This window comes from Desulfonatronum parangueonense (assembly GCF_054656975.1).
Genome location: NZ_BAAHXH010000003.1, coordinates 2,638,830 through 2,658,298 on the forward strand (window position 1 = coordinate 2,638,830; position 19,469 = coordinate 2,658,298).

Annotated in this window: 17 protein-coding genes and 1 pseudogene; 15 read left to right on the plus strand and 3 right to left on the minus strand. The window is 58.4% G+C overall.

The annotated features are described in order from the left end of the window. Window positions 1-90: 90 nt before the first annotated feature. Window positions 91-771 (plus strand): annotated as a pseudogene (locus ACYQ15_RS12140) (ATP-binding protein); the annotation flags it as partial. A gap of 153 nt (window positions 772-924) precedes the next feature. Here the strand turns inward: ACYQ15_RS12140 and ACYQ15_RS12145 are convergent. Together ACYQ15_RS12145 and ACYQ15_RS12150 are read right to left on the minus strand one after the other, a co-directional pair. After that, on the minus strand, window positions 925-1,323 hold the full coding sequence (locus tag ACYQ15_RS12145; protein WP_459937775.1) for a response regulator: 399 nt from the start codon (window positions 1,321-1,323) through the stop codon (window positions 925-927). A gap of 802 nt (window positions 1,324-2,125) precedes the next feature. Then, window positions 2,126-2,989: a YitT family protein gene (locus tag ACYQ15_RS12150; protein ID WP_459937776.1), complete on the minus strand. Its 864-nt coding sequence runs from the start codon at window positions 2,987-2,989 to the stop codon at window positions 2,126-2,128. A 314-nt stretch (window positions 2,990-3,303) separates the two neighbouring features. On the opposite strand from ACYQ15_RS12150, the gene ACYQ15_RS12155 reads away from it, so the two are divergent. From ACYQ15_RS12155 to ACYQ15_RS12165, 3 genes are read left to right on the plus strand one after another with little or no spacing between them, the layout of a single operon-like run. Then, window positions 3,304-3,708 carry a DUF4214 domain-containing protein gene (locus tag ACYQ15_RS12155; protein WP_459937777.1) on the plus strand — a complete coding sequence of 135 codons (405 nt, stop codon included), beginning with the start codon at window positions 3,304-3,306 and terminating at the stop codon, window positions 3,706-3,708. Window positions 3,709-3,750: 42 nt separating this feature from the next. Then, window positions 3,751-5,280: a GNAT family N-acetyltransferase gene (locus tag ACYQ15_RS12160; RefSeq protein WP_459937778.1), complete on the plus strand. Its 1,530-nt coding sequence runs from the start codon at window positions 3,751-3,753 to the stop codon at window positions 5,278-5,280. A gap of 13 nt (window positions 5,281-5,293) precedes the next feature. After that, window positions 5,294-7,231 carry a DNA topoisomerase 3 gene (locus ACYQ15_RS12165; RefSeq protein WP_459937779.1) on the plus strand — a complete coding sequence of 646 codons (1,938 nt, stop codon included), beginning with the start codon at window positions 5,294-5,296 and terminating at the stop codon, window positions 7,229-7,231. Between the two features lie 209 nt (window positions 7,232-7,440). Here ACYQ15_RS12165 and ACYQ15_RS12170 read toward each other — a convergent pair whose 3' ends face one another. Further along, window positions 7,441-7,926, minus strand: a complete 486-nt coding sequence (locus ACYQ15_RS12170; RefSeq protein ID WP_459937780.1) for a FlxA-like family protein — start codon at window positions 7,924-7,926, stop codon at window positions 7,441-7,443. Window positions 7,927-8,485: 559 nt separating this feature from the next. Here ACYQ15_RS12170 and ACYQ15_RS12175 point away from each other — a divergent pair. From ACYQ15_RS12175 to ACYQ15_RS12225, 11 genes are all read left to right on the plus strand, one after another. Continuing rightward, window positions 8,486-8,632: a hypothetical protein gene (locus ACYQ15_RS12175; protein ID WP_459937781.1), complete on the plus strand. Its 147-nt coding sequence runs from the start codon at window positions 8,486-8,488 to the stop codon at window positions 8,630-8,632. Window positions 8,633-8,762: 130 nt separating this feature from the next. Then, window positions 8,763-9,398 (plus strand): outer membrane protein, encoded by a 636-nt coding sequence (locus ACYQ15_RS12180; RefSeq protein WP_459937782.1) that lies wholly within the window; start codon window positions 8,763-8,765, stop codon window positions 9,396-9,398. A gap of 719 nt (window positions 9,399-10,117) precedes the next feature. Then, window positions 10,118-11,695: a TolC family protein gene (locus ACYQ15_RS12185; RefSeq protein ID WP_459937783.1), complete on the plus strand. Its 1,578-nt coding sequence runs from the start codon at window positions 10,118-10,120 to the stop codon at window positions 11,693-11,695. 12 nt (window positions 11,696-11,707) lie between these two features. Next, window positions 11,708-13,456 carry a PAS domain-containing protein gene (locus ACYQ15_RS12190; protein ID WP_459937784.1) on the plus strand — a complete coding sequence of 583 codons (1,749 nt, stop codon included), beginning with the start codon at window positions 11,708-11,710 and terminating at the stop codon, window positions 13,454-13,456. 2 nt (window positions 13,457-13,458) lie between these two features. Then, window positions 13,459-14,157, plus strand: a complete 699-nt coding sequence (locus ACYQ15_RS12195; RefSeq protein WP_459937785.1) for an ABC transporter ATP-binding protein — start codon at window positions 13,459-13,461, stop codon at window positions 14,155-14,157. Then, window positions 14,085-15,344 (plus strand): ABC transporter permease, encoded by a 1,260-nt coding sequence (locus ACYQ15_RS12200; protein ID WP_459937786.1) that lies wholly within the window; start codon window positions 14,085-14,087, stop codon window positions 15,342-15,344. The genes ACYQ15_RS12195 and ACYQ15_RS12200 overlap by 73 nt, the downstream gene beginning before the upstream one ends. Window positions 15,345-15,505: 161 nt before the next feature. After that, window positions 15,506-16,252, plus strand: coding sequence for a M15 family metallopeptidase (locus ACYQ15_RS12205; RefSeq protein WP_459937787.1), 747 nt, complete (start codon window positions 15,506-15,508; stop codon window positions 16,250-16,252). Between the two features lie 119 nt (window positions 16,253-16,371). After that, window positions 16,372-17,190 carry a GNAT family N-acetyltransferase gene (locus ACYQ15_RS12210; protein ID WP_459937788.1) on the plus strand — a complete coding sequence of 273 codons (819 nt, stop codon included), beginning with the start codon at window positions 16,372-16,374 and terminating at the stop codon, window positions 17,188-17,190. 7 nt (window positions 17,191-17,197) lie between these two features. Next, window positions 17,198-17,821: a serine hydrolase domain-containing protein gene (locus ACYQ15_RS12215; protein WP_459937789.1), complete on the plus strand. Its 624-nt coding sequence runs from the start codon at window positions 17,198-17,200 to the stop codon at window positions 17,819-17,821. 56 nt (window positions 17,822-17,877) lie between these two features. After that, window positions 17,878-18,009, plus strand: a complete 132-nt coding sequence (locus ACYQ15_RS12220) for a hypothetical protein (RefSeq protein WP_459937790.1) — start codon at window positions 17,878-17,880, stop codon at window positions 18,007-18,009. 300 nt (window positions 18,010-18,309) lie between these two features. Continuing rightward, window positions 18,310-19,464, plus strand: a complete 1,155-nt coding sequence (locus ACYQ15_RS12225; protein WP_459937791.1) for an ABC transporter substrate binding protein — start codon at window positions 18,310-18,312, stop codon at window positions 19,462-19,464. Window positions 19,465-19,469: the final 5 nt, after the last annotated feature.

The window sequence follows — 19,469 nt, forward strand, 5'->3', positions numbered from 1 at the left end:
CCAATTTTGTCGCATTTTATTTTGCATAAATACCACCTAACCCCTTGAAATTATGTATACGCCGTCGCATTAATTTTTGCAAGCGACAGAGGGCATTATCCCCGTCCCGGCGAAGTTTCGCTGGCCCACAGAGGGGTGCTTTTTCTGGACGAGTTGCCGGAATTCAAGAAACACGTTCTGGAAGTGCTCCGTCAGCCCCTGGAGGACGGCGTGGTCACCATTTCCCGGGCCGCCGTCTCCCTGACCTACCCCGCGGACCTCATGCTCGTGGCGGCCATGAATCCCTGCCCCTGCGGCTACCTGACGGACGAGAATCACCAGTGCACCTGTTCACCCCAGCAGATCCAACGCTATCGCTCCCGTCTTTCCGGACCGCTTCTGGACCGAATCGACCTGCATGTGGAGGTCCCGGCCGTTCCCTACAAGGAACTGCGCCAGAAAAGCGGCAGCCGTGATTCCACGACCATGCTGACGAACATTGAACGAGCCAGGGCAATCCAGACCAGGCGCTATAAGGACACGCCTTTGCTGACCAACAGCGACCTGGACGGGCGCTGGCTGAACAAATTTTGCTTTCTGGGAGATGCCGAGCATGATTTTCTCGGCGCTGCCGTGCGTCGATTGAGTCTCAGCGCCAGGGCATACACCCGGGTGCTGCGTATCGCCCGGACCATCGCGGATTTGGAAGGCACGGACAGCTTGACTTCAGACCACTTGGCCGAGGCCATCAACTACAGAACGTTGGATCGTCAGGCCCAGACCTGGGCTTGAGCGGGAACATGGCCGCTTTCCTGGATCGGCGGACATTTGGGAGGAATTCGGCCTTGGTTGCGGGCGGGACGCTTTTTTTACGCACGCAAAAGCCGAGACAACGGCATTCAGGATGAAAGCCGTTCACGTGCTTCAGCACGTGAACGAAATGATTCAAATCCGCAATCCTGTATTGCGGATAACCTCCAGCAGGAGTCCCTTGTCGATGGGTTTGACCAGGTAAGAACTGGCGCCGCCCTTGTAGTAGGCATCGACGACGTTCTTTGGATCCCCCAGGGCCGTGAGCATGATCACGCGAACCTCTTCCTTGTGGCCCAGACCCATGGCACGTTCATGCTCCCGAATGTCCAGCAGCGCTTGCTGGCCGTCCTTGACCGGCATCATGATGTCCATCAGAATCAGATCGTACGGCTGATTTTCCTCATGCGCGAGCTTGAACGCCTCCAAAGCTTCCTCGCCGTTCACCGCAAGATCGCACTGTGCATAGGGCTTGACGATACGCTGCAGCATCAATCGGCTGGTAAAATCATCTTCAACAATCAAGAACCGCATATTTCACCTCATTTGCAGGATAGTCATCATGGGGTTTGGCGCAAAAAGTCATTTTGCACCAATCAGTGGTCAGCGATCAGTGGTTGGTGGTCAGTAAAATCAACATTTGCCGGAAGCTCGCAAGGTTTCGGCGACAGCCCTTGGACTGTTTGCAGTGGTCATCATACGCTTATCCGTGGCAACAAAAGCTGATTTGCAGTTACTTCAGTCTGGAAACTCTGGCAAGAAGTTCATTACGCAGTTCATCAGTTGCAAGGCATACTGGATACACCGCCTTCGCGGGCATGGCGAAATCAGTGAAAAAATTGATACACAAGTCCTTCCCGTGATAGCGGGAATCAGGTCACGTTTGCCAAAATTTTGTAACTATTCAGCAGGTCCAGAAAAAGATCTGGATACCGGCCTTCGCCGGTATGACCAATATTGAACTGGCTTACTCCGATGTCACTCCGGCGAAAGCCGGAATCCAATGCTGGGAAATGGTCATGCACCGCATGTGCTGAATAGATACGCAAATTTGAAACTCACTCTTTTCCAGCACTCAAGCTTCAGTGTTCCTATGCGTTGCCCAGTTGTGTTTTTCAGCTACGATCAAGCGTAACTGCTCAAAAAGATCGGGCGATGAGGTTTACCGTGCAAGGAGTGTCTCAGGGGTGGAGTTTCGTGATTCAGCTACTGAGGGCCACGCTCCAGCCGGAACTTTGTCCTGAGTGCGTTACACCGCTGCCGCACTGGGGTGTGGCGCTCCCAGGATTTGCCCCCGCTGATTGCCGCAAGTTATGGAGCAGTTACGATCAAGCGCTCAATAAATTTTGCGTTTGGCAAAACTTGAACCGAGAACGTTGAAGGTATTCTCGACGATGAATATGGCGTATTCGTCCTTGGAAAATACGAGTTCCTCCAGCCGCTTCAGGACAATATTATTTGTGATGGCCATGATGATGTTCTTGTCCTGACCGGAATACGCACCACGTCCCCGGATGAACGTCGCCCCCATCTTCAGATGATTGATCATTTCATCGGCGATTTCCTTGCTCTGGTCGGAAATGATCAACACCAGCTTGCGCTGGTTGAAAAGGGCCAGGGTGTACTCCAGTACAACGGACGTGATGAAGACGAAAATCAACGAAGCGATAATCAGGTCGATTTCCAGCATGAATGCGCTGATGCCGAACAGGATGAAGTTGAAGACGAAATACGTCTTGCCGATGCCGATATTGTACTTTTGATTCAAGATCACGGCCACGACGTCCAACCCGCCGTTGGAACCAAGGGAACGCAAGACAATGCCCACCCCGAAGCCGCAGATCCCTCCCGCGGCTATGGCCGCGTAAAGTTGATCCTGAACTCCGAAATCCAGGTGAACCAGCTCATAGGTCACGGTGGCCACGATCATGGCATACAGGCTGTAGTAGAAAAAGCGCTTGCTCACGCTGACCCAACCCGCGGCGAAAAGCGGAATGTTCAGCAGAAAGAAGAGAATGCCCGCGGAAAGAATCGGATACTGATAATAAATGAGCAAACCCACTCCGAAGATGCCTCCGGGGATAAAACCGTGGTGCACAACGATCCCCTTCAGTCCCACCGAATAGATGATCGTACCCACGGTAATCAATATAAGATTCCACCAGATTGAAAAGGTGAACTTCTCGTATCGTTTCGTCATGACTCCTGCCTGATGTTGTTTCGTTGGTCTACGTACGTCAAAAACAAAAGGGCCGCGACGCAACCATCGCAACCCTGAAAGACACTGCCGCTCCGCCTTGCAAAAGGCGATTTGAAGACGGCTTCAAAACGGAACTCCCGGATCTCGGGGCCATACCCGACCCGGCGATGAACCCGCTGCCCATGGGTAACTCGATCTCTTTTCGATGGCAAGGACTGCCCAATATTCAAGGCAGCGGGCCTTCCTTGCCCTGGCGCCGCTCCTTTTGTAAGAAACTGCACTGCTGGTTTTCACCATCGATCATTGGGGGGACAATGTTCAGGCGCAATGTCTGGTTCGGCTTATTCCTTTTCGGCGTGTTCTCATTGCTGCATTCGGTCCCCGGTCATGCCCAGGATTACGAGCGGATCATCACCAGGGCCTATGAAGATATTCTGGGGCGCAAGCCGGACCCGAACGGCATGCGCCATTTCCTGAGCCGGATGATTGATGAGCAATGGGATGAAACCCGAGTCCGGGCCGCCTTGCGGGAAAGCGAAGAATTCCGCCTTCGCCAGATCGACATCGTGCTCAATCGAGCCTACGAAGACCTCTTGCGCCGCAAGCCCGACCCCGAGGGTCGGGAAACATACCGCAACCGCATGCTGAGCAACGGCTGGGACGAACAACGCGTACGGCGGGACATCATGGACAGCGAGGAGTTCCGGCGCCGACACTGATCCAGCCTCTTCCACATTCAACGTTTCACTGACACAGGAATCATGAACGCAAGCATCTCGCACAAACTGCATCTGCGCAATCTGCGCATCGATGATTACGACGACCTTCAGGCCATCATGCAACGGGTCTACCGCACCGTGGATTCTCCCTGGGACAAGTCCCAGATCGAGGCCATGATCTCCCGGTTTCCCGAAGGCCAGATCTGCATTGAGGACAAGGGCCGGGTCGTTGCCGTGGCCCTGACCATGATGATCGATTATGCCGGGTATGTCGGCCGGCACACCTATCTGCAGGTGGTCGGCGACGGCACCCTGGCCAATCATGAACCTGAAGGCGACTACCTCTACGGCATCGAGATCATCGTTGATCCCGAATACCAGGGCATGCGCCTGGGCCGCAGGCTGTACGACGCCCGCAAGGAACTTTGCGAAAAGCTGAATCTGCGCGGGATCATCGTCGGCGGCCGGATTCCCGGCTACCGCAAATACAAGGACGAGATCCAGCCCCAGGAATATATCAACCGGGTCAAACGCAAGGAAATCTACGACCCGGTGCTGTCGTTCCAACTCTCCAACGATTTCCACGTCAAACGCCTGCTCAAGAACTATTACCCTTCGGACCACCAGTCCGAAGGCAATGCCGTCCTTCTGGAATGGAACAACATCTACTATGAGGCCAGAACCCGGCTCATCGGCGGGCGCAAGACCGTGGTTCGTTTGGGCACGGTGCAGTGGCAGATGCGGCGCTTCGCCTCCTTCGACGATTTTCAGCAGCAGGTTGAATTCTTCGTGGACACGGTATCCGATTACGGCACGGACCTGGTCCTGTTCCCGGAACTGTTCAATGCGCCGCTGATCGCCCAGTACGAGGAGGAAAGTCCGCCGGAGGCCATGCGCCGCCTGGGCGAGTACACCGAGGTGCTGCGCGAGGAACTGATGCGCCTGGCCCTGGCCTACAACATCAACATCGTCAGCGGCTCGGTGCCGGAGTACCGGGATCACAAGCTGTACAACGTCTCCTTTCTCTGCCGCCGGGACGGCACCTGGGACGCCCAGTACAAGCTGCACATCACGCCGGACGAGGACCGCGCCTGGGGACTGACCGGCGGCGAGGTGCTCAAGACGTTTGATACGGACATCGGCCGGATCGGGATTCTGATCTGCTACGATATCGAGTTCCCGGAGCTGGCCAGACTGCTGGTGGAACGCGGGGCAAACATCCTCCTGGTCCCTTTCTGGACGGACACCAAGAACGCCTACCTGCGGGTCCGAATGTGCGCCCAGGCCCGGGCCATCGAGAACGAGTGCTACGTGGTCATCTCCGGCAGCGTGGGCAACATTCCCAAGGTCGAAACCATGGGCATCCAGTATTCCCAGTCCGCCATCTTCACGCCGTCGGATTTCGCCTTTCCCCATGACGCCATTGCCGCGGAAACCACCCCGAACACCGAAACCACGCTGATCACCGACGTGGACCTGGACCTGCTCAAGGAACTACGCCGCCAGGGCAGCGTCCAGAACATGAAAAGCCGCCGTCGGGACCTGTACAGGCTGAAGTGGACGGGAAAATGACGGCCGGATCCCTATGAAATCCCTGATTCTGGCCGAGAAGCCCTCCGCCGGACGCGACCTGGCCCGGGTGCTCAAGGTGGGGCCGAAGGCGGGCTCCGGCCGCTTTGCCGGTTACCTGGAAAACGAGCAGTACGTCATCTCCTGGATGATCGGCCATTTGCTGGGCTATGCCTTTCCCGGGGAGCAGAATCCGGCCTGGGTGAAGTGGACCTTCGCGAATCTGCCCATGTTTCCGGAACAGTTTCGACTCAAGGAAATGCCCGGCACCGTGAGCCAACTCGGCGTCTTGCGCGGTCTGTTGGCACGCGAGGACATCGGCGAAATCATCGTGGCCACGGACGCGGGGCGGGAAGGGGAACTGATCTTTCGGCACCTCTACGACTATCTGCAATGCGGCAAGCCCTTTCGCCGCTTGTGGATCCTGGACAACACGGACGCGGGCATCCGCAAGGCCTTTGCCGAACTGCAGCCCGGGCAAAAATTCGACAACCTGGCGGCCTCGGCCCGGGCCCGCTCCGAATCGGACTGGCTGGTGGGCATGAACTTCTCCCGGGCCTACACCATCAAGGGCGGCGACAAGTTCAGCATCGGCCGGGTCCAGACCCCGGTCCTGGCGCTTCTGGTACACCGCCGCAAAGCCATTGACGCCTTTGTTTCCGAACCGTTCTTCACCTGCACGGCCACGGTTTCCACTCCCTCAGCCGAAGCCGCCGAGTCCGGCGAGCAGTTCCCGGCCCAGGTCATGGCTCCGCCGGACTACACCAGCGACAGGTTCGCGACCAAACAGGACGCCGTGGACCAGGCCGCCAAGGTGGACGGACGGAATGGAATCGTGGCCGCTTTGGACCAGAAAGAGGCCGTCATCGCCCCGCCCCTGCTCTACGACCTGACCGCGCTCCAGAAAGAGGCCAACGCCAGATACGGCTTTTCCGCCAAGCAGACCCTGGACATGGCCCAGAAGCTGTATGAAGTGGAAAAGGTGATCACCTACCCCCGGACGGACAGCCAGTACATTACCCAGGAAATCTTCAAGGAAATGCCCCAGCGCCTAGCCGCCCTGCCCCAGGGCTACAAGCCCCTGATCGATCTGGCCCTGGACCGGTTGCAAAGCGAGCAGTCCTTTGCCTGCGTCAACGACGCCAAGGTCACGGACCACTACGCCATCCTGCCCACGGGCAAGACGCCCTCCTCGGCCATGGCCCAGCCCCTGAAGCAGCTTTATGACCTGGTGGCCCGGCGTCTTCTGGCTGCGTTTCTGCCCGCGGCCAAGGTGCGCAATACCAAGGTGGTCCTGGATGTGGAAGGTGAAAAGCTGCACGCCGGCGGCAAAATCTTCGTGGAAACGGGCTGGCTGGTGGCCGAGCCCTGGCGCAAGGGGGACGACGTGGTCCTGCCGCTGTTGCGGCAGGGCGACGCGATCCGCGTGGACAAGACCGAGGTCAAGGCCAGCAAGACCAAGCCTCCGGCGCATTTCACGGAAAAGACATTGCTCGCGGCCATGGAAAAAGGCGAATTTGACGTGAGCGGTATGGAGAACGAAAATATCATGGGACTGGAGGACCAGTCTCAACCCGCGCCTACGGTGGGCATCGGGCGGCCGTCAACCCGGGCGGCGATCATCGAGCTTCTTGTGGAGCGCGGTTATGTGCGCCGTGATAAAAAGCGGCTGATCGCCACGGACACCGGGATCACCCTGATCGACTTCGTGGAATCCACCGTGCCCCAGCTGACCTCTGCCAAGATCACCCATCTCTGGGAGAAAAACCTGGAGGACATCGCCCAGGGGAAGGACGATCCCCGCGCCTTCATCACCAAAATCAAGCAGTTCACCCGGGACGGAATTACGATCCTGTCCCGGCAACCCGCCAAACCCCGCGTCCGCCCCGCGGAAGCGCAGCCGCAAAACGCAAATTCCGGTTCAACCGGAACCCGGCAAGCTCCCACGCCTTAGCTGGGTCTTGAAAAAGTCCTTTTCCGGCAGTTCGTTCAAAAAACCCAAGTGCAAGAAGCAATCCCGCACCTACTTGGGTCGGGAACACTTTGGCTCTTGCAAGATTTGTTATCCCAAGTAGGTGCGGGAGCGGTGACGCAGCAATGGGGGATTATTCAACGGACTGTTAGGCTTCAGGCGTTGATCATCCACACCCCGCTGTACCGGGGCTACTTTGTGCCCGAACCTTCCGCGGCTTGCGCTTCAAGTTCGGCGATTTGCGCCGTAACCTGCGTTATTTCAGCCTGAATTGCCTGTATCATGCTGTTCTTTGTCTGTTCCTGCATTGTGGGACTGGCGGCGATGGAATCCAGCTTATTCTCCAGGTCCTTCAACCTGGCCTTCAACGCCTCGATGGGCGAATTCCCGGACGAATCGCCCACCCCCCTTGCCTTGTCCATATATGCCTTGAATGCTTTCACGGCTGTATTGTCGTCATCCGTTTCGTCATCTGTTTTTTGGGTTCTCTGAACACCTCTGGCTTCGGGAGATATCGTTACCGTATCAGAACCCCAGGAGGTCGGGCCGCCGCTTTGCTCCTGTGCTGCATTGGCTTTGCCATGCAAAGCCCGACTGGCGATTTCTTCTGTCCACAGGAATGTTGGATAATCCCCTACTCGCATAGCGTCCTCCATTGGGAAAAAGTTGCCAGGCATTCCATTATAGCAATAAATGTTCCCATATTACGATACTATGAAATGATCCCTCGCATTTTTCAATGTGCCGCCGCGGAAAGCTTGATGTTTCATGCGGGGCATCACTCGCCCTGCGCGTCAATGCAGGATCAACATCCAATTCCACAAAACGACCGCACCAGTTGGCTTCCTCTCCCGGAGGAGCATCTTTTTCACCGATCAGGGCCAATGCGATTTTTTTGTCCTGATCCCGCACCATTCCAGGCGGCATGCCGATGAATGGACATACCCCACTGTAAATTGGTTCCGTATCCAGAAAGCTCCACTCCAAAACCAACTGCCCGGATTACTACATAACATAACAATATCCTTGACTTACGCTTGGCAATACCTATTTCTTGCGCCATGCACCAATTTTCGAATGAATCCAGGAAGCCAGGCATCATGTCCGCCGATGGTGGTCATTCAACATGTCTACCCCCGCCTCGGGATGCAACTGGACCGTGTAACCATTCCGCTCAGTCGAGAAAAACTGACTGGATACCGGCCTTTGCCGGTATGACTGACTCAAGAGAGGGCATTGAAAAAAGTCATTCCTGCGAAGGTGGGAATCCAGGCCATGCTTGGCGCAAGTTTGAACAGCCACCTTTTTCCTGCTCAAGCTGAGGAGTTACAGGACCGTTACAACCGTATGCCGATCCAGGCCACGGAAGATTTCCATGAATGAATGGAAGTCCGCCGTCTGATATAAGCAATCCCCATTGCCTCACAAACAAAGGAGGAAATATTGGGGGCAATGAATGGCAGTTTGAAACACGGGCAAGTCGGAAAGAACTTTTCAAAAGGAGGAAAGGATCATGAAGAAGGTTATCATCGCGGTATTTCTGGCGGTCTTGCTGTCCGCATCGACATCCGTCGCTCAACCAAGGCTCGAGGGATTTGCCCTGGGTCAAAGTAATGCGGCATTCAAGGTTGATTGGATCTCCTTTCAAGACAGCGTGTTCGACGTGGATCTGTCGGACGGGGTTTATCTGGGTGTTGAAGCATATCACCAAATCTTTCCAAATCTGTATCTCGGCGGCGAGATCGGCTGGGCACGGGCCACCAACGATAGAATTGTTTCTCTTGACGGGGTCAACATCCACACCATTGACACCAGGGTTCATTTCGTCCCTCTGGAGTTGAACCTGAAGTATGCGGCGGAAGTCGTCCCGAACGTCGTTCTTGGTTTCGGCGGCGGGCTTTCCTACAGCTGGCTGGATCTGGATGTCGATATCGGCGGTCGTAGCGCTGATGTCAGTGAGGACTGGGTCTTCGGCGCTCAGCTCTTCGCGGACGTCAACTACCGGTTCACCCCGAACCTGTTCGCCGGCGTCAACGTCAAGTACCAGTGGACCGAAGACATGAACGTCCATCTCAGCGGGACCAATTTTCGATCCGATGTCGACATGAACAACTTCAGACTTGGCGTGCAGGTGGGGTACATGTTCTGATGCGATATTGAACACGTCGCTTGAGCACCTGAAGCGTCAGACGTACAAGTCTTTGGGTAATTGAATGCGGGATGGTCATGGCCATCCCGCATTTTTTTATCTTGAGAAGAACCTTTTTCACACTCAAGCCGAAAACTGCGGTATAGTATGAAGATTTTGGTTCAGGGTATTGTAACTATTCAGCACATACGGCGTATGACCATTATTCAGAACTGGACTCCGGCTTTCGCCGAAATGACGAATCGGAGCAAACCGTTTCTTGTTAGTCATACCGACGAAGGCCGGTATCCAGGTCTTTCTCCGGCACTGCTAAGTTGTTACAGGGTGTTTGCAGTGAGAAACACCGGTTTACAATCACATCTGCGTTGCATTTCGTAGCTTTAAAGCCTACTGATGGGAATGGCTATTTCCCATTATTTGAGATAATAAACACAAAGGCCACAACCTTCGCAAAACAAGCAGGAGAGAAGGGATTTATTTCCGGGCGTCTTGACGGTCTGCAGGGCCTGCGGACTGGACTCCACTGGCGTGTACAGGTAAACAGACCACTTCCTCAGTAGATCAGCGATTCAACAACGCAATACAACGGTTTGTACATGCCGGATTCTTTTTCTCGAGCAAATGCGGCAACTTTGCCATTGATGCTGTTGCTTGCGCTCTGCCCTGCGCCGGCTTTGGCTCATGGACTTGAGCTGTTACAGGCACAGTTGCAAGCACAGTTGCAGGCCCCACACGAGTCCTACGACCGGCTCCACGAGCAGAACTTTCCAACCGAATCCACCGAATACGTGCTGCCATTGTCCGGCCCACCCGGCCTGCCCGAGGTCCTGGAGCTGAACCTGACCGAGGCCGTGCACCTGGCTCTGCGGCGCAACCGGGAGATCGAAAGCGCTTATCTGGGGCGAATTCTCCAGAAATTCACGCTGGGCAGGGACTTGTCCAAGTTCCGGCCGAACCTGGAAATTTCACCCAGAACGGAAGCCTCCGTCATCGGTTCTTCCACCCGGTATGTCGCGGATGGTCCGGATGCGGAACGCTCCCGGACCGAAACCGTGAACGCCGGGGTTGTGACCTCCGTGACCCAGAAGGTGCCCACCGGCGCGGAGATGTTCTTTGCCTGGGACAACAGCATCACCGGAACCCGGAACCGCCACGACGAAATCGGCAGCCGTGAGGCCGGCCTGACCGGATGGTCCGTGGGTTTTCGTCAGCCCCTGCTCAGGGGCGGCGGAACCCGGTTCAACACGGCATCCATTGTCCGGGCCGCGATGCAGGAAGAGGACAACGTCCGCGCTTTGCGGGACACGTTGATCGGCACGGTAAACGGGGTGATCATGGACTACCGGGCCATGATGCGGGCCAGGCAGCGGGTGGAATTGGCCGAGGACGCCCTGGCCAAGGCCCGCAAGCACCTGGAGGATACCCGGGTGCTCATTGCCGCCGGCCGCCGCGCTGCCAACGAAAGCTTGCAAGCCGAGGCCGATCTGGCCCAGAAGGAGCTGGACCTGGAAATGGCGCGGCAGGAGCTGGAGAATGCGCAATTGAACCTGGTCCGCCGCCTGGAACTGGACAGTGGCACGGCCATCGTCCTGACCGAACCCATCGAACTGCATGTCGTAACCCCTGACTTCGAGAACAGCCTGGAGCTGGCCCTGGAGCGAAATCAGGGCTACCTGGCGGCCCAGAACGCCCTGGAGCTGGCCCGGATGAACCTGGACGACGTCATCAACCAGCGGCTCTGGGATCTGGACCTGGAAGGCGCCTATGCCGACGGTTGGCGGCATAGGCATCCGGAGCCGGATTTCCGACAGGACGAATGGCGTGTTGGCGTGTCACTGAAGATCCCCCTGCCCATCTACGGCGACCCCAAATACGATCGGGAGCAGCCCCTGCTTGCGGCGCGCATCGCCCTGCGGCGGGCGGAAATGGCCCTGATCACGAATCGGGAAAATCTGGAAAATTCCGTGCGGCAGCGGGTCCTGGCCGTGGAATCCAGCCTGAAGCAGGTCGAACTGGCCCGGCGCACCTTTGAGCTGTCTGAACAGACCTTTCAATTCAGCGAATTGAAATTCCAGTTGGGCCAGATGTCTCACACCAGCTTCATCATCGAGCAGGACCGGCTGCGCAACGCCCGTAACAGCCTCAACAACTCCATCATCAATTATCAGAACGCCCTGACCGACCTGGACGCCCTCCTGGCCACAACCCTGGACACCTGGGGCATTGCTTTTGTCACGGAGCGGGCGGACATGGAAGAACAATATCTCGGAGGCAACGTCTGGTTGCTGGACCGCTAATAAGGATCCGACATGACCCCCCCGGACCATTTGCATCAAAATATTCTGGAAAACATGCGCGACGGGGTGATGGCCCTGGATTTTCAGGGCCGGATCAGCCTGTTCAACCATGCGGCGGCTGAAATCCTCGCCCTGGACCGGGACCGGGTGCGCGGACGGACTTTTGCCGAGGTCTTTCTGTGCCTGGACGAGGCCAACGACGAGTTCAACCAGGTGGTGCTGGACGCGATTTTCGAAAAAGCCGTCGGCCGCCGGGAAACCGTTGATTTCGTCCGTTCCGGCGGGGTCCGGGTCACCCTTTCCCTGACCTCGTCCTATCTGCGCGGCGAGGAAGACGATCAGGCCCGGGGCGTAATTCTGGTCTTTTCGGATATTACAATCCTGAAGACCCTCCAGGAGCAGGAACGGGAAAACAACCAAAAGCTGGCCCGGGCCTACGCCGATCTGGAAGAATCCAACACCCGCCTGACCCAGGCCCTGAAGAGGGCCCATGTGGTGCGCATCCTGGCCACCCTGGCCGTGATCCTCTTCTTTGTCGGCCTGGGGTTTGTTCATTTCCAGGGCTTGAGCCCCCTCAAGTCCCTGCCCGGAATCACGACGTCCCAGGCTCCGATCGCCGAGGCTTCGGTCCTCCAGGCGCATCCGGTGCGCACCCAGCCCCTGTCGGCCAGCATATCCCTGTCCGGCCGGCTGCAGCCGGTGGAGGAGATCGTGGTCACCGCGCCCTTTGACGCCCGGATTCTGGAAAACCACTTCATTTTCGGCCAGCGGGTGCGTCAGGGGGATCTGCTGCTGGTCCTGGACGCCGGCGAACTGAAGGCCAAGCTGCGCGATGCCAGGGGAGCCAGGATCAAGGCCGCGCAAAAGTACGCCGAGCTGCGGGACTGGGACAACGGCCAGGAAATGGCACGGGCCCGGCGCAGCGTGGAACGGGCCGAAAACAAGCTGGAGACCGACCGCCGCAAGCTGGAGGAGAGCGAGCTGCTCTTTTCCCGTGGACTGATTCCGGCCAACGAACTGGACACAGTCAGGCAGCAGGTCCAGTCCTCGACCACGGATCTCGAGGCCAGCCGGGAAGATCTGGCCTCCACCCGGGACAAGGCCAACCCGGACAACGTGATGATCGCCCGCATGGAACTGGACAACGCCGAGATGCGCCTCGCGGAGTTGGAAAACCAGCTGGCCCAGGCCCGGGTCCTGGCCCCGGCCTCCGGCGTGGTGGTCCGGCCCACGGTGGAGGATGACAAGAAGGTCTCCCTGGACCGGGGGGCGCGGGTTGCGTCCGGAGCCGCTCTGCTGGCCTTGGGCGATCTGAGCGGGCTGCGGGTGCTGTCCAAGGTGGACGAGGTGGATATCGGCAAACTCGTCGTGGGCCAGAAGGTGACGGCCCGGGGAGATGCCTTCCCAGGCGTGACCCTGTCCGGAGTGGTTTCCCATATCTCGGCCCAGGCCACCGGCGGCAGCGGCCATCAGGCCCCGACCTTCGACGTCCAGATCACCATCCCGGAGTTGACTCCGGAAGCCTCGGAAGTGGTTCGCGTGGGCATGAGCGCTGATATGGAGATCCTGGTCCACGACAACCCCGAAGCCCTGCTCGTGCCCCTGCACCTCGTCCGCACCCAGCGCGGTCAGGCACTGGTCCGGGTGCTTCTGGACAACGACCAGATCGAGGAACGCCAGGTTCAGACAGGAATGACCACCTTGAACGCGGTGGAAATCCTCTCCGGCATCCAGGCCGGGGACCAGTTGGCGGGGTGGTGAGGATGACCCTGTTCAAACTGGAAAACATCCGCAAGTCCTTCACCCTGGGACCGGTGCAGGTCGAAGTGCTCAAGGGGGTTGACCTGGAAGTGGGGACCGGGGAGCTGGTATCCATCATGGGCACGTCCGGGTGCGGCAAATCCACCCTGATGAACGTGATCGGCTTCCTGGATCAGCCGACCTCGGGCCGCTACCTGATCGAGGGCCGGGAAACGTCGTCCCTGTCGGACCGGGAGCTGTCCACCATCCGCAACCGGAAGATCGGCTTCGTCTTTCAGCAGTTCAACCTGCTGGGACGGCTCACTGCCCTGGAAAACGTCTGCCTGCCCCTGATCTACCGGGGCATGGGAGAGCGGGAGCAGCGGGGGATAGCCCGGGAAATGCTGGAACAGGTGGGCATGGCCGAGCGGGCCGGGCACAAGCCCACGGAACTGTCCGGCGGCCAGCAGCAGCGGGTGGCCATTGCCCGGGCCCTGGCCGGGTCGCCGTCCATTATTCTGGCCGACGAACCCACCGGCGCTCTGGACACCCGGGTGGGCCAGGACATCATGAACCTGTTTCTGGAACTCAACGCCAGCCAGAACATTACCACAATCCTGATCACTCATGATCCGCACATTGCAGCCCAATGCCGGCGGGTGGTCCGGATGAAGGACGGGGTCGTCGTGGAAAGCTCCGCTCCAGCGAGGTGCACGCCATGATGCTCAAGGCCAACCTTCGGGAAGCCGCCCGGTCCCTGATCGCCGCCAAGCAGCGTTCCATTCTGGCCCTGTTGGGCATTGTCATCGGCATCGGCTCGGTGATCGCCCTGGTTTCCACCGGGGCCCTGGCCCAGCGCGAAACCCTGCGCCAGTTCATGGAGATGGGCACGGACCTCATGACCATCCAGGTGGAGCAGAGCCGGGGAGATCGGGGCAGCACCCCTCCCAGCTTCAGCCTGGAGGAAGCCCTGGCATTGCCGGAGCTGTTGCCCACCATTCGAGCCGTGGCCCCGTATGCCTCGGCCTTCGGCGAGCTGCGCCGGGAGGGTCAGCGGATTTCCATTCCGCTGCTGGGCGTGACCGAAGCTTTTTTCGAGATGAACAAGCTGGAGCTGGACCAGGGCCGGTTCATCTCGGATCTGGACGTGCTCATGTCCCACGCCGTGCTGGGCGGCAACCTGGCCAGACGGCTGCACGGGCAGGGCATGATCCTTGATGTCGGGGAGCACGTCTACTTCGACAACCGCAAACTGATCGTGACCGGGATTCTGCGCCCGGCGGCCATGGGCGCGATGCGGCCCTATGAAGCCGGCGAGGGGATGATGCTGCCCGTGACCACGGTCTTGCGCATCTCGCCGCAAAACAACATTCGCACGATCATGGCCCGGCTGGAACCGGGGATCACGGCCAGTCAGGCGACCGTGGAAGTCCAGGCCCACTTTGCCGGTCCGCCCCGGCCCAGGCAGATCCGGGTGACCAGCCCGGAGCAGATCATCGAACACATGGAACGCCAGTCCCGAATGTTCACCCTGCTTCTCGGAGCCATCGGCAGCATTTCCCTGGTCGTGGGCGGCGTGGGCGTGATGAATGTGATGCTGGTCTCGGTCAGCGAACGCCGCCGGGAAATCGGCATCCGCCGGGCCCTGGGCGCCCAGAAGCGCGACATCCAGTGGCAATTCCTGATCGAGTCCGTGCTGCTCTCCCTGGTGGGCGGGGTTCTGGGCATCCTGATCGGCGTGGGCGCCTCCTACGGCATCGCCCACTACTCCGGCTGGCAGTTCGAGCTGGTCCATGGGGCTTTGGTCCTGGGTGTTGGCGTGTCCGCGGCCGTGGGCATCTTCTTCGGCTACTACCCGGCCCGCCAAGCCGCGGCTCTCAACCCTATCCAGGCCCTGCGGTCCGAGTAAACATTCTCTCGCCACACAACGGGCTTGCCCCGCCGGCAGGGCGTCCCCCAGGCGATTCAGGGGACCGACAGGATATGCGCAAGTTCAATCAGAATTGCTCACTTACAAGTATTTATAAGTTATCAGAAACAAGTCACTCACAATTTTAAGAGGGGAAGGTCATGAAGAAAGTGCTCACGCTGCTGCTTGCGGTGGTTGTCACGGGTTGGGTTCACGCTTCGGAGCGGCCGGATGGATTCGTGGAAATCAGGGAGGTGGTGCCGGATGCGGTTATGGATATCCGGTATTTCACCGAGCATAATTTTGTCGGGGCACGGGTGGACGGCTACGAGGCCCCCAAGTGCTATCTGACCCGTGAGGCGGCCCTGGCCCTGGCCGGGGTGCAGGCGGATCTCGCGCCGTTCGGCTTTGGGATCAAGATTTACGACTGCTTCCGGCCCCAGCGGGCGGTGGACCATTTTGTGCGCTGGGCCAATGACGTTGACGATACGGCTACCAGGACGGAATTCTATCCAACAGTGGACAAAAGAAACCTGTTCCGGGACGGCTACATTGCCGAAAGATCCGGACACAGCCGGGGCAGCACCGTGGACCTGACCATCGTGGAATTGCCGCCCGCGGACCAGCCCCCGTTCATCCTGGGCCGGACGGGGCAGAGAGAATGCTTTCTGCCCGCGAACCAGCGCTTCCCGGACAACAGTATCGACATGGGCACGGGCTTTGACTGCTTCCATGAACTCTCCCACACGGAAAATCCCAACCTGAACACCCGGCAACGCCTCAACCGCCTGCTGCTCAAGACCCTCATGGAAAAGCACGGCTTCAAGTACTACGACAAGGAATGGTGGCATTTCACTTTGGCCGACGAACCGTTTCCGGACACCTATTTTGATTTCGTTGTGCAGTAGCGACGAGTCCTGACCGTACGGACCGGCTGTTCAGCAGGGAGCTGAACAGCCTTCCACTCCCTGGAATCTCATGTGCATCGAAATCTGTTCAACCGGACCTCATTTGAGGGAGAACCGAGATGAATGATCTTCCGCAAGACATCTCCGCGCCGTCTTTCGTGACGGCCATTGAAAACAATCTGTTCGCTTTTCTGCCGCTGTTCGGCCTTTTGCCCCATGCCGAGGTCCATGACGGTCCGGATCTGCTCTGGTCGCTGACCAGTATACCTTTCCCGCTGTGCAACAGCATCCTTCGGGCCAATCTGCCTTCTGAAGACGTGGATGGGGCCATTGCGGCGGCAATGGCCCGCGGCAGGGCCAGGAACGTGCCCCTGCTGTGGTGGACCGGACCGGCCACGCGACCGGCGAATCTGGGGGAGGTTCTGGAAGCCCATGGTTTCGCCCGCCAGGAGGACGTGCCCGGGATGGCCATGGACTTGCGGGCCCTGCCTGGAGACCTCCCGATGCCATCCGGCTTCACTCTGGAGAAGGTCAACGACGTCGAGGCCCTGCGGCAGTGGCGACATCCGTTTGCCGTGGGTTTCGGCATGCCTGAGTTTGCGACGAATGCCCTGATGGATCTCTTCGAGCGAAGCAGCTTCGGCCGGCGACCGCCGCTTCACCACTATCTCGGTCGTCTGCATGGCGAGCCGGTGGCCGCCGGATCGGTGTATCTGGGAGCGGGCGCGGCCGGCGTGTACAATGTCGTCACCCTCCCGGAGGCGCGCCGGCAAGGCATTGGCGCTCTGATCACCCTGGCCCTGTTGCGCGAGGCCCTGGACGCGGGTGTCCGGATCGGGATTCTGCACACCTCCAAGATGGGGCTCAATGTTTATCGGCAATTGGGATTTCAGGAATACTGCACCATCAGTCAGTATCTGTGGACGCCTGAGCGGTAAATCGTCGTTGCCGACTCGAATTGGTACTGCTAACAACACGGGCATGGGCAGCGGAGCGACCATTGCCATCATGGATCAGGGACGAATTGTTTATTCCGAGGGATTCGGCGTGGCCGATCGTTCCACGAACCGGCCCGTGGACGCGAACACCCGCTTCAACATCGGTTCCACGAGCAAGATGTTCGCGGCCGTGGCCATCCTGTTGCTGGTGGACGAGGGCAAGGTGATCTTGGACGAAAGGGTCACGACGTACATTCCCGAGTTCGTCATGCAGGATGAGCGCTATCGGGACATCACCGTGCGGATGCTCTTTAACCACTCCTCCGGCCTGCCGGGCTCATCGTTTTACTTCGGATATGAGCCGGACTCCCACATGCATCACATCCTGCTGGAAACCATGCGGCTGAGTCGCCTGAAGCATGCTCCCGGCGCCATGTCCATCTACTGCAACGACGGGTTCACCCTGGCTGAAATGATCGTGGAGCGTGTTTCGGGTCTGTCGTATCTTGAATTTTTGGCGCATCGCATTTTCACTCCACTGGGCATGGTGAACACCGGAGCCAGTGTCGGAGAGAGCGGCGGAATGAATGTGGCCGAGTATTTTGCGCCGGAAACGGGCGTGACAAACTGAAAGCGAGAATCAGTCTTTCATGAGGAAGGACATTCAAGTTGGTTGAATAGAAGAACGTGCCGCCAGCCAGCCTTGCGGACACGCTGTATGACAGCGTGGTGGATTCCGGTCCCGTTTATGTTCCGGCAGGCCACTTCGTTTTCTTTGCCGGCGCACCGGGGGACTTGTTCCGGATCTACGCCGACTGATGACATTCGTCAGCGGATCCCGCCGGTGATGACCACCGTGGCAAATTAAACCTGACCAGGCGAGGAAATGGAAGTGTCGCCGTAGTGGCAACCATCCAGACAATTCTGTTTGACCACGACGGGCACGAAGAATACAGCGATGTAAAGGCACTTCTTGATTCGACCTCACATTCCAGGTATCAGTCCACGAAACTGACCCAGGACATCTGATCCAAAGCATCCGATCGGAACGACAGCCGGCCGACAATCCGTTCGTCCCGCCCTCTTTCATTATCAACTACATTTTCCGGAGGTTGGCACATGCGATTGACGCGTAGAATTCTGGTTTGCATTGGCATGATCTGCCTTATGACGTCCTTGTCCTGGGCCCAGAACACGTCCATCGCGCCTCGGGACAATGACGGGCAAAAGTGGCGGATCGGCTATCTGGAGGGAGGTTCATTTCCGGATTATGAAGTGATTTTTCTGAAGATCGTCGCCGGATTGATGGATTTGGGCTGGATCAAGCCCGCGGCGCTGCCAACGGAGTATAACCCGGATCATCGGCAGACCTGGGAGTGGGCGGCGGACAACCTCCAGTCCGACTACCTTGAGTTCGTCAAGGACGCCTTTTACACTTCCGGGTTTGATGCAGACCTGCGCCAGGCCACCAAAGCCGAATTGCTCGGCCGGCTACAACAGGACAAGGATCTGGATTTGATCCTGGCCATGGGCACCTGGGCCGGACTGGATCTGGCCAATGATCAACACGCCACGGCCACGGTGGTCGCCTCCACCAGCAATCCGCTGGGCTCGGGGATCATCAAGAGCATGGACGATTCCGGCTTTGATCATCTCCACGCCAAGGTCGAACCGGAACGCTACGCCCTGCAGTTGCGTCTGTTCCACGACATCATCGGCTTCACCAGTTTGGGGCTGGTCTACGAAGACAGCGTTGAAGGCCGAACCTTCGCGGCCCTGGACGAGGCCGAATTGGTGGCCCAGGAACGCGGCTTGACCTTGCACCACTGTTTCGCCAACAACAACAACGTCAGTCTGGAACAGGCCTCCTCCGAAGTTCAGGCCTGCTACGAGGAGTTGGCCCCCCAGGTGGAGGCCATGTACATCACGGTCCACCGGGGTGAAGGCCTGCACAATCTGCCCAACCTGCTGCCTTCTCTCCTGGAATATAACGTGGCCACGTTCGCCATGGCCGGTTCGGAGTTTGTCAGGCATGGTGTCCTGCTGAGCATTGCCCAGGCCGGATTCGCCTATGTCGGCCGATTCCATGCCGTAACCATGGCCCAGATTTTCAACGGCGCCACGCCCCGCGACCTGCCGCAACGCTGGAACGCACCCCCCAAGATCGCCATCAATCTGTCCACGGCGGGAATGATCGGCTTTGACCCGCCCTTCGACATTCTGGCCGCGGCGGACGAGATCTACGACCGGATCGAACCGGTTGGCGGGGATTAGGGCGA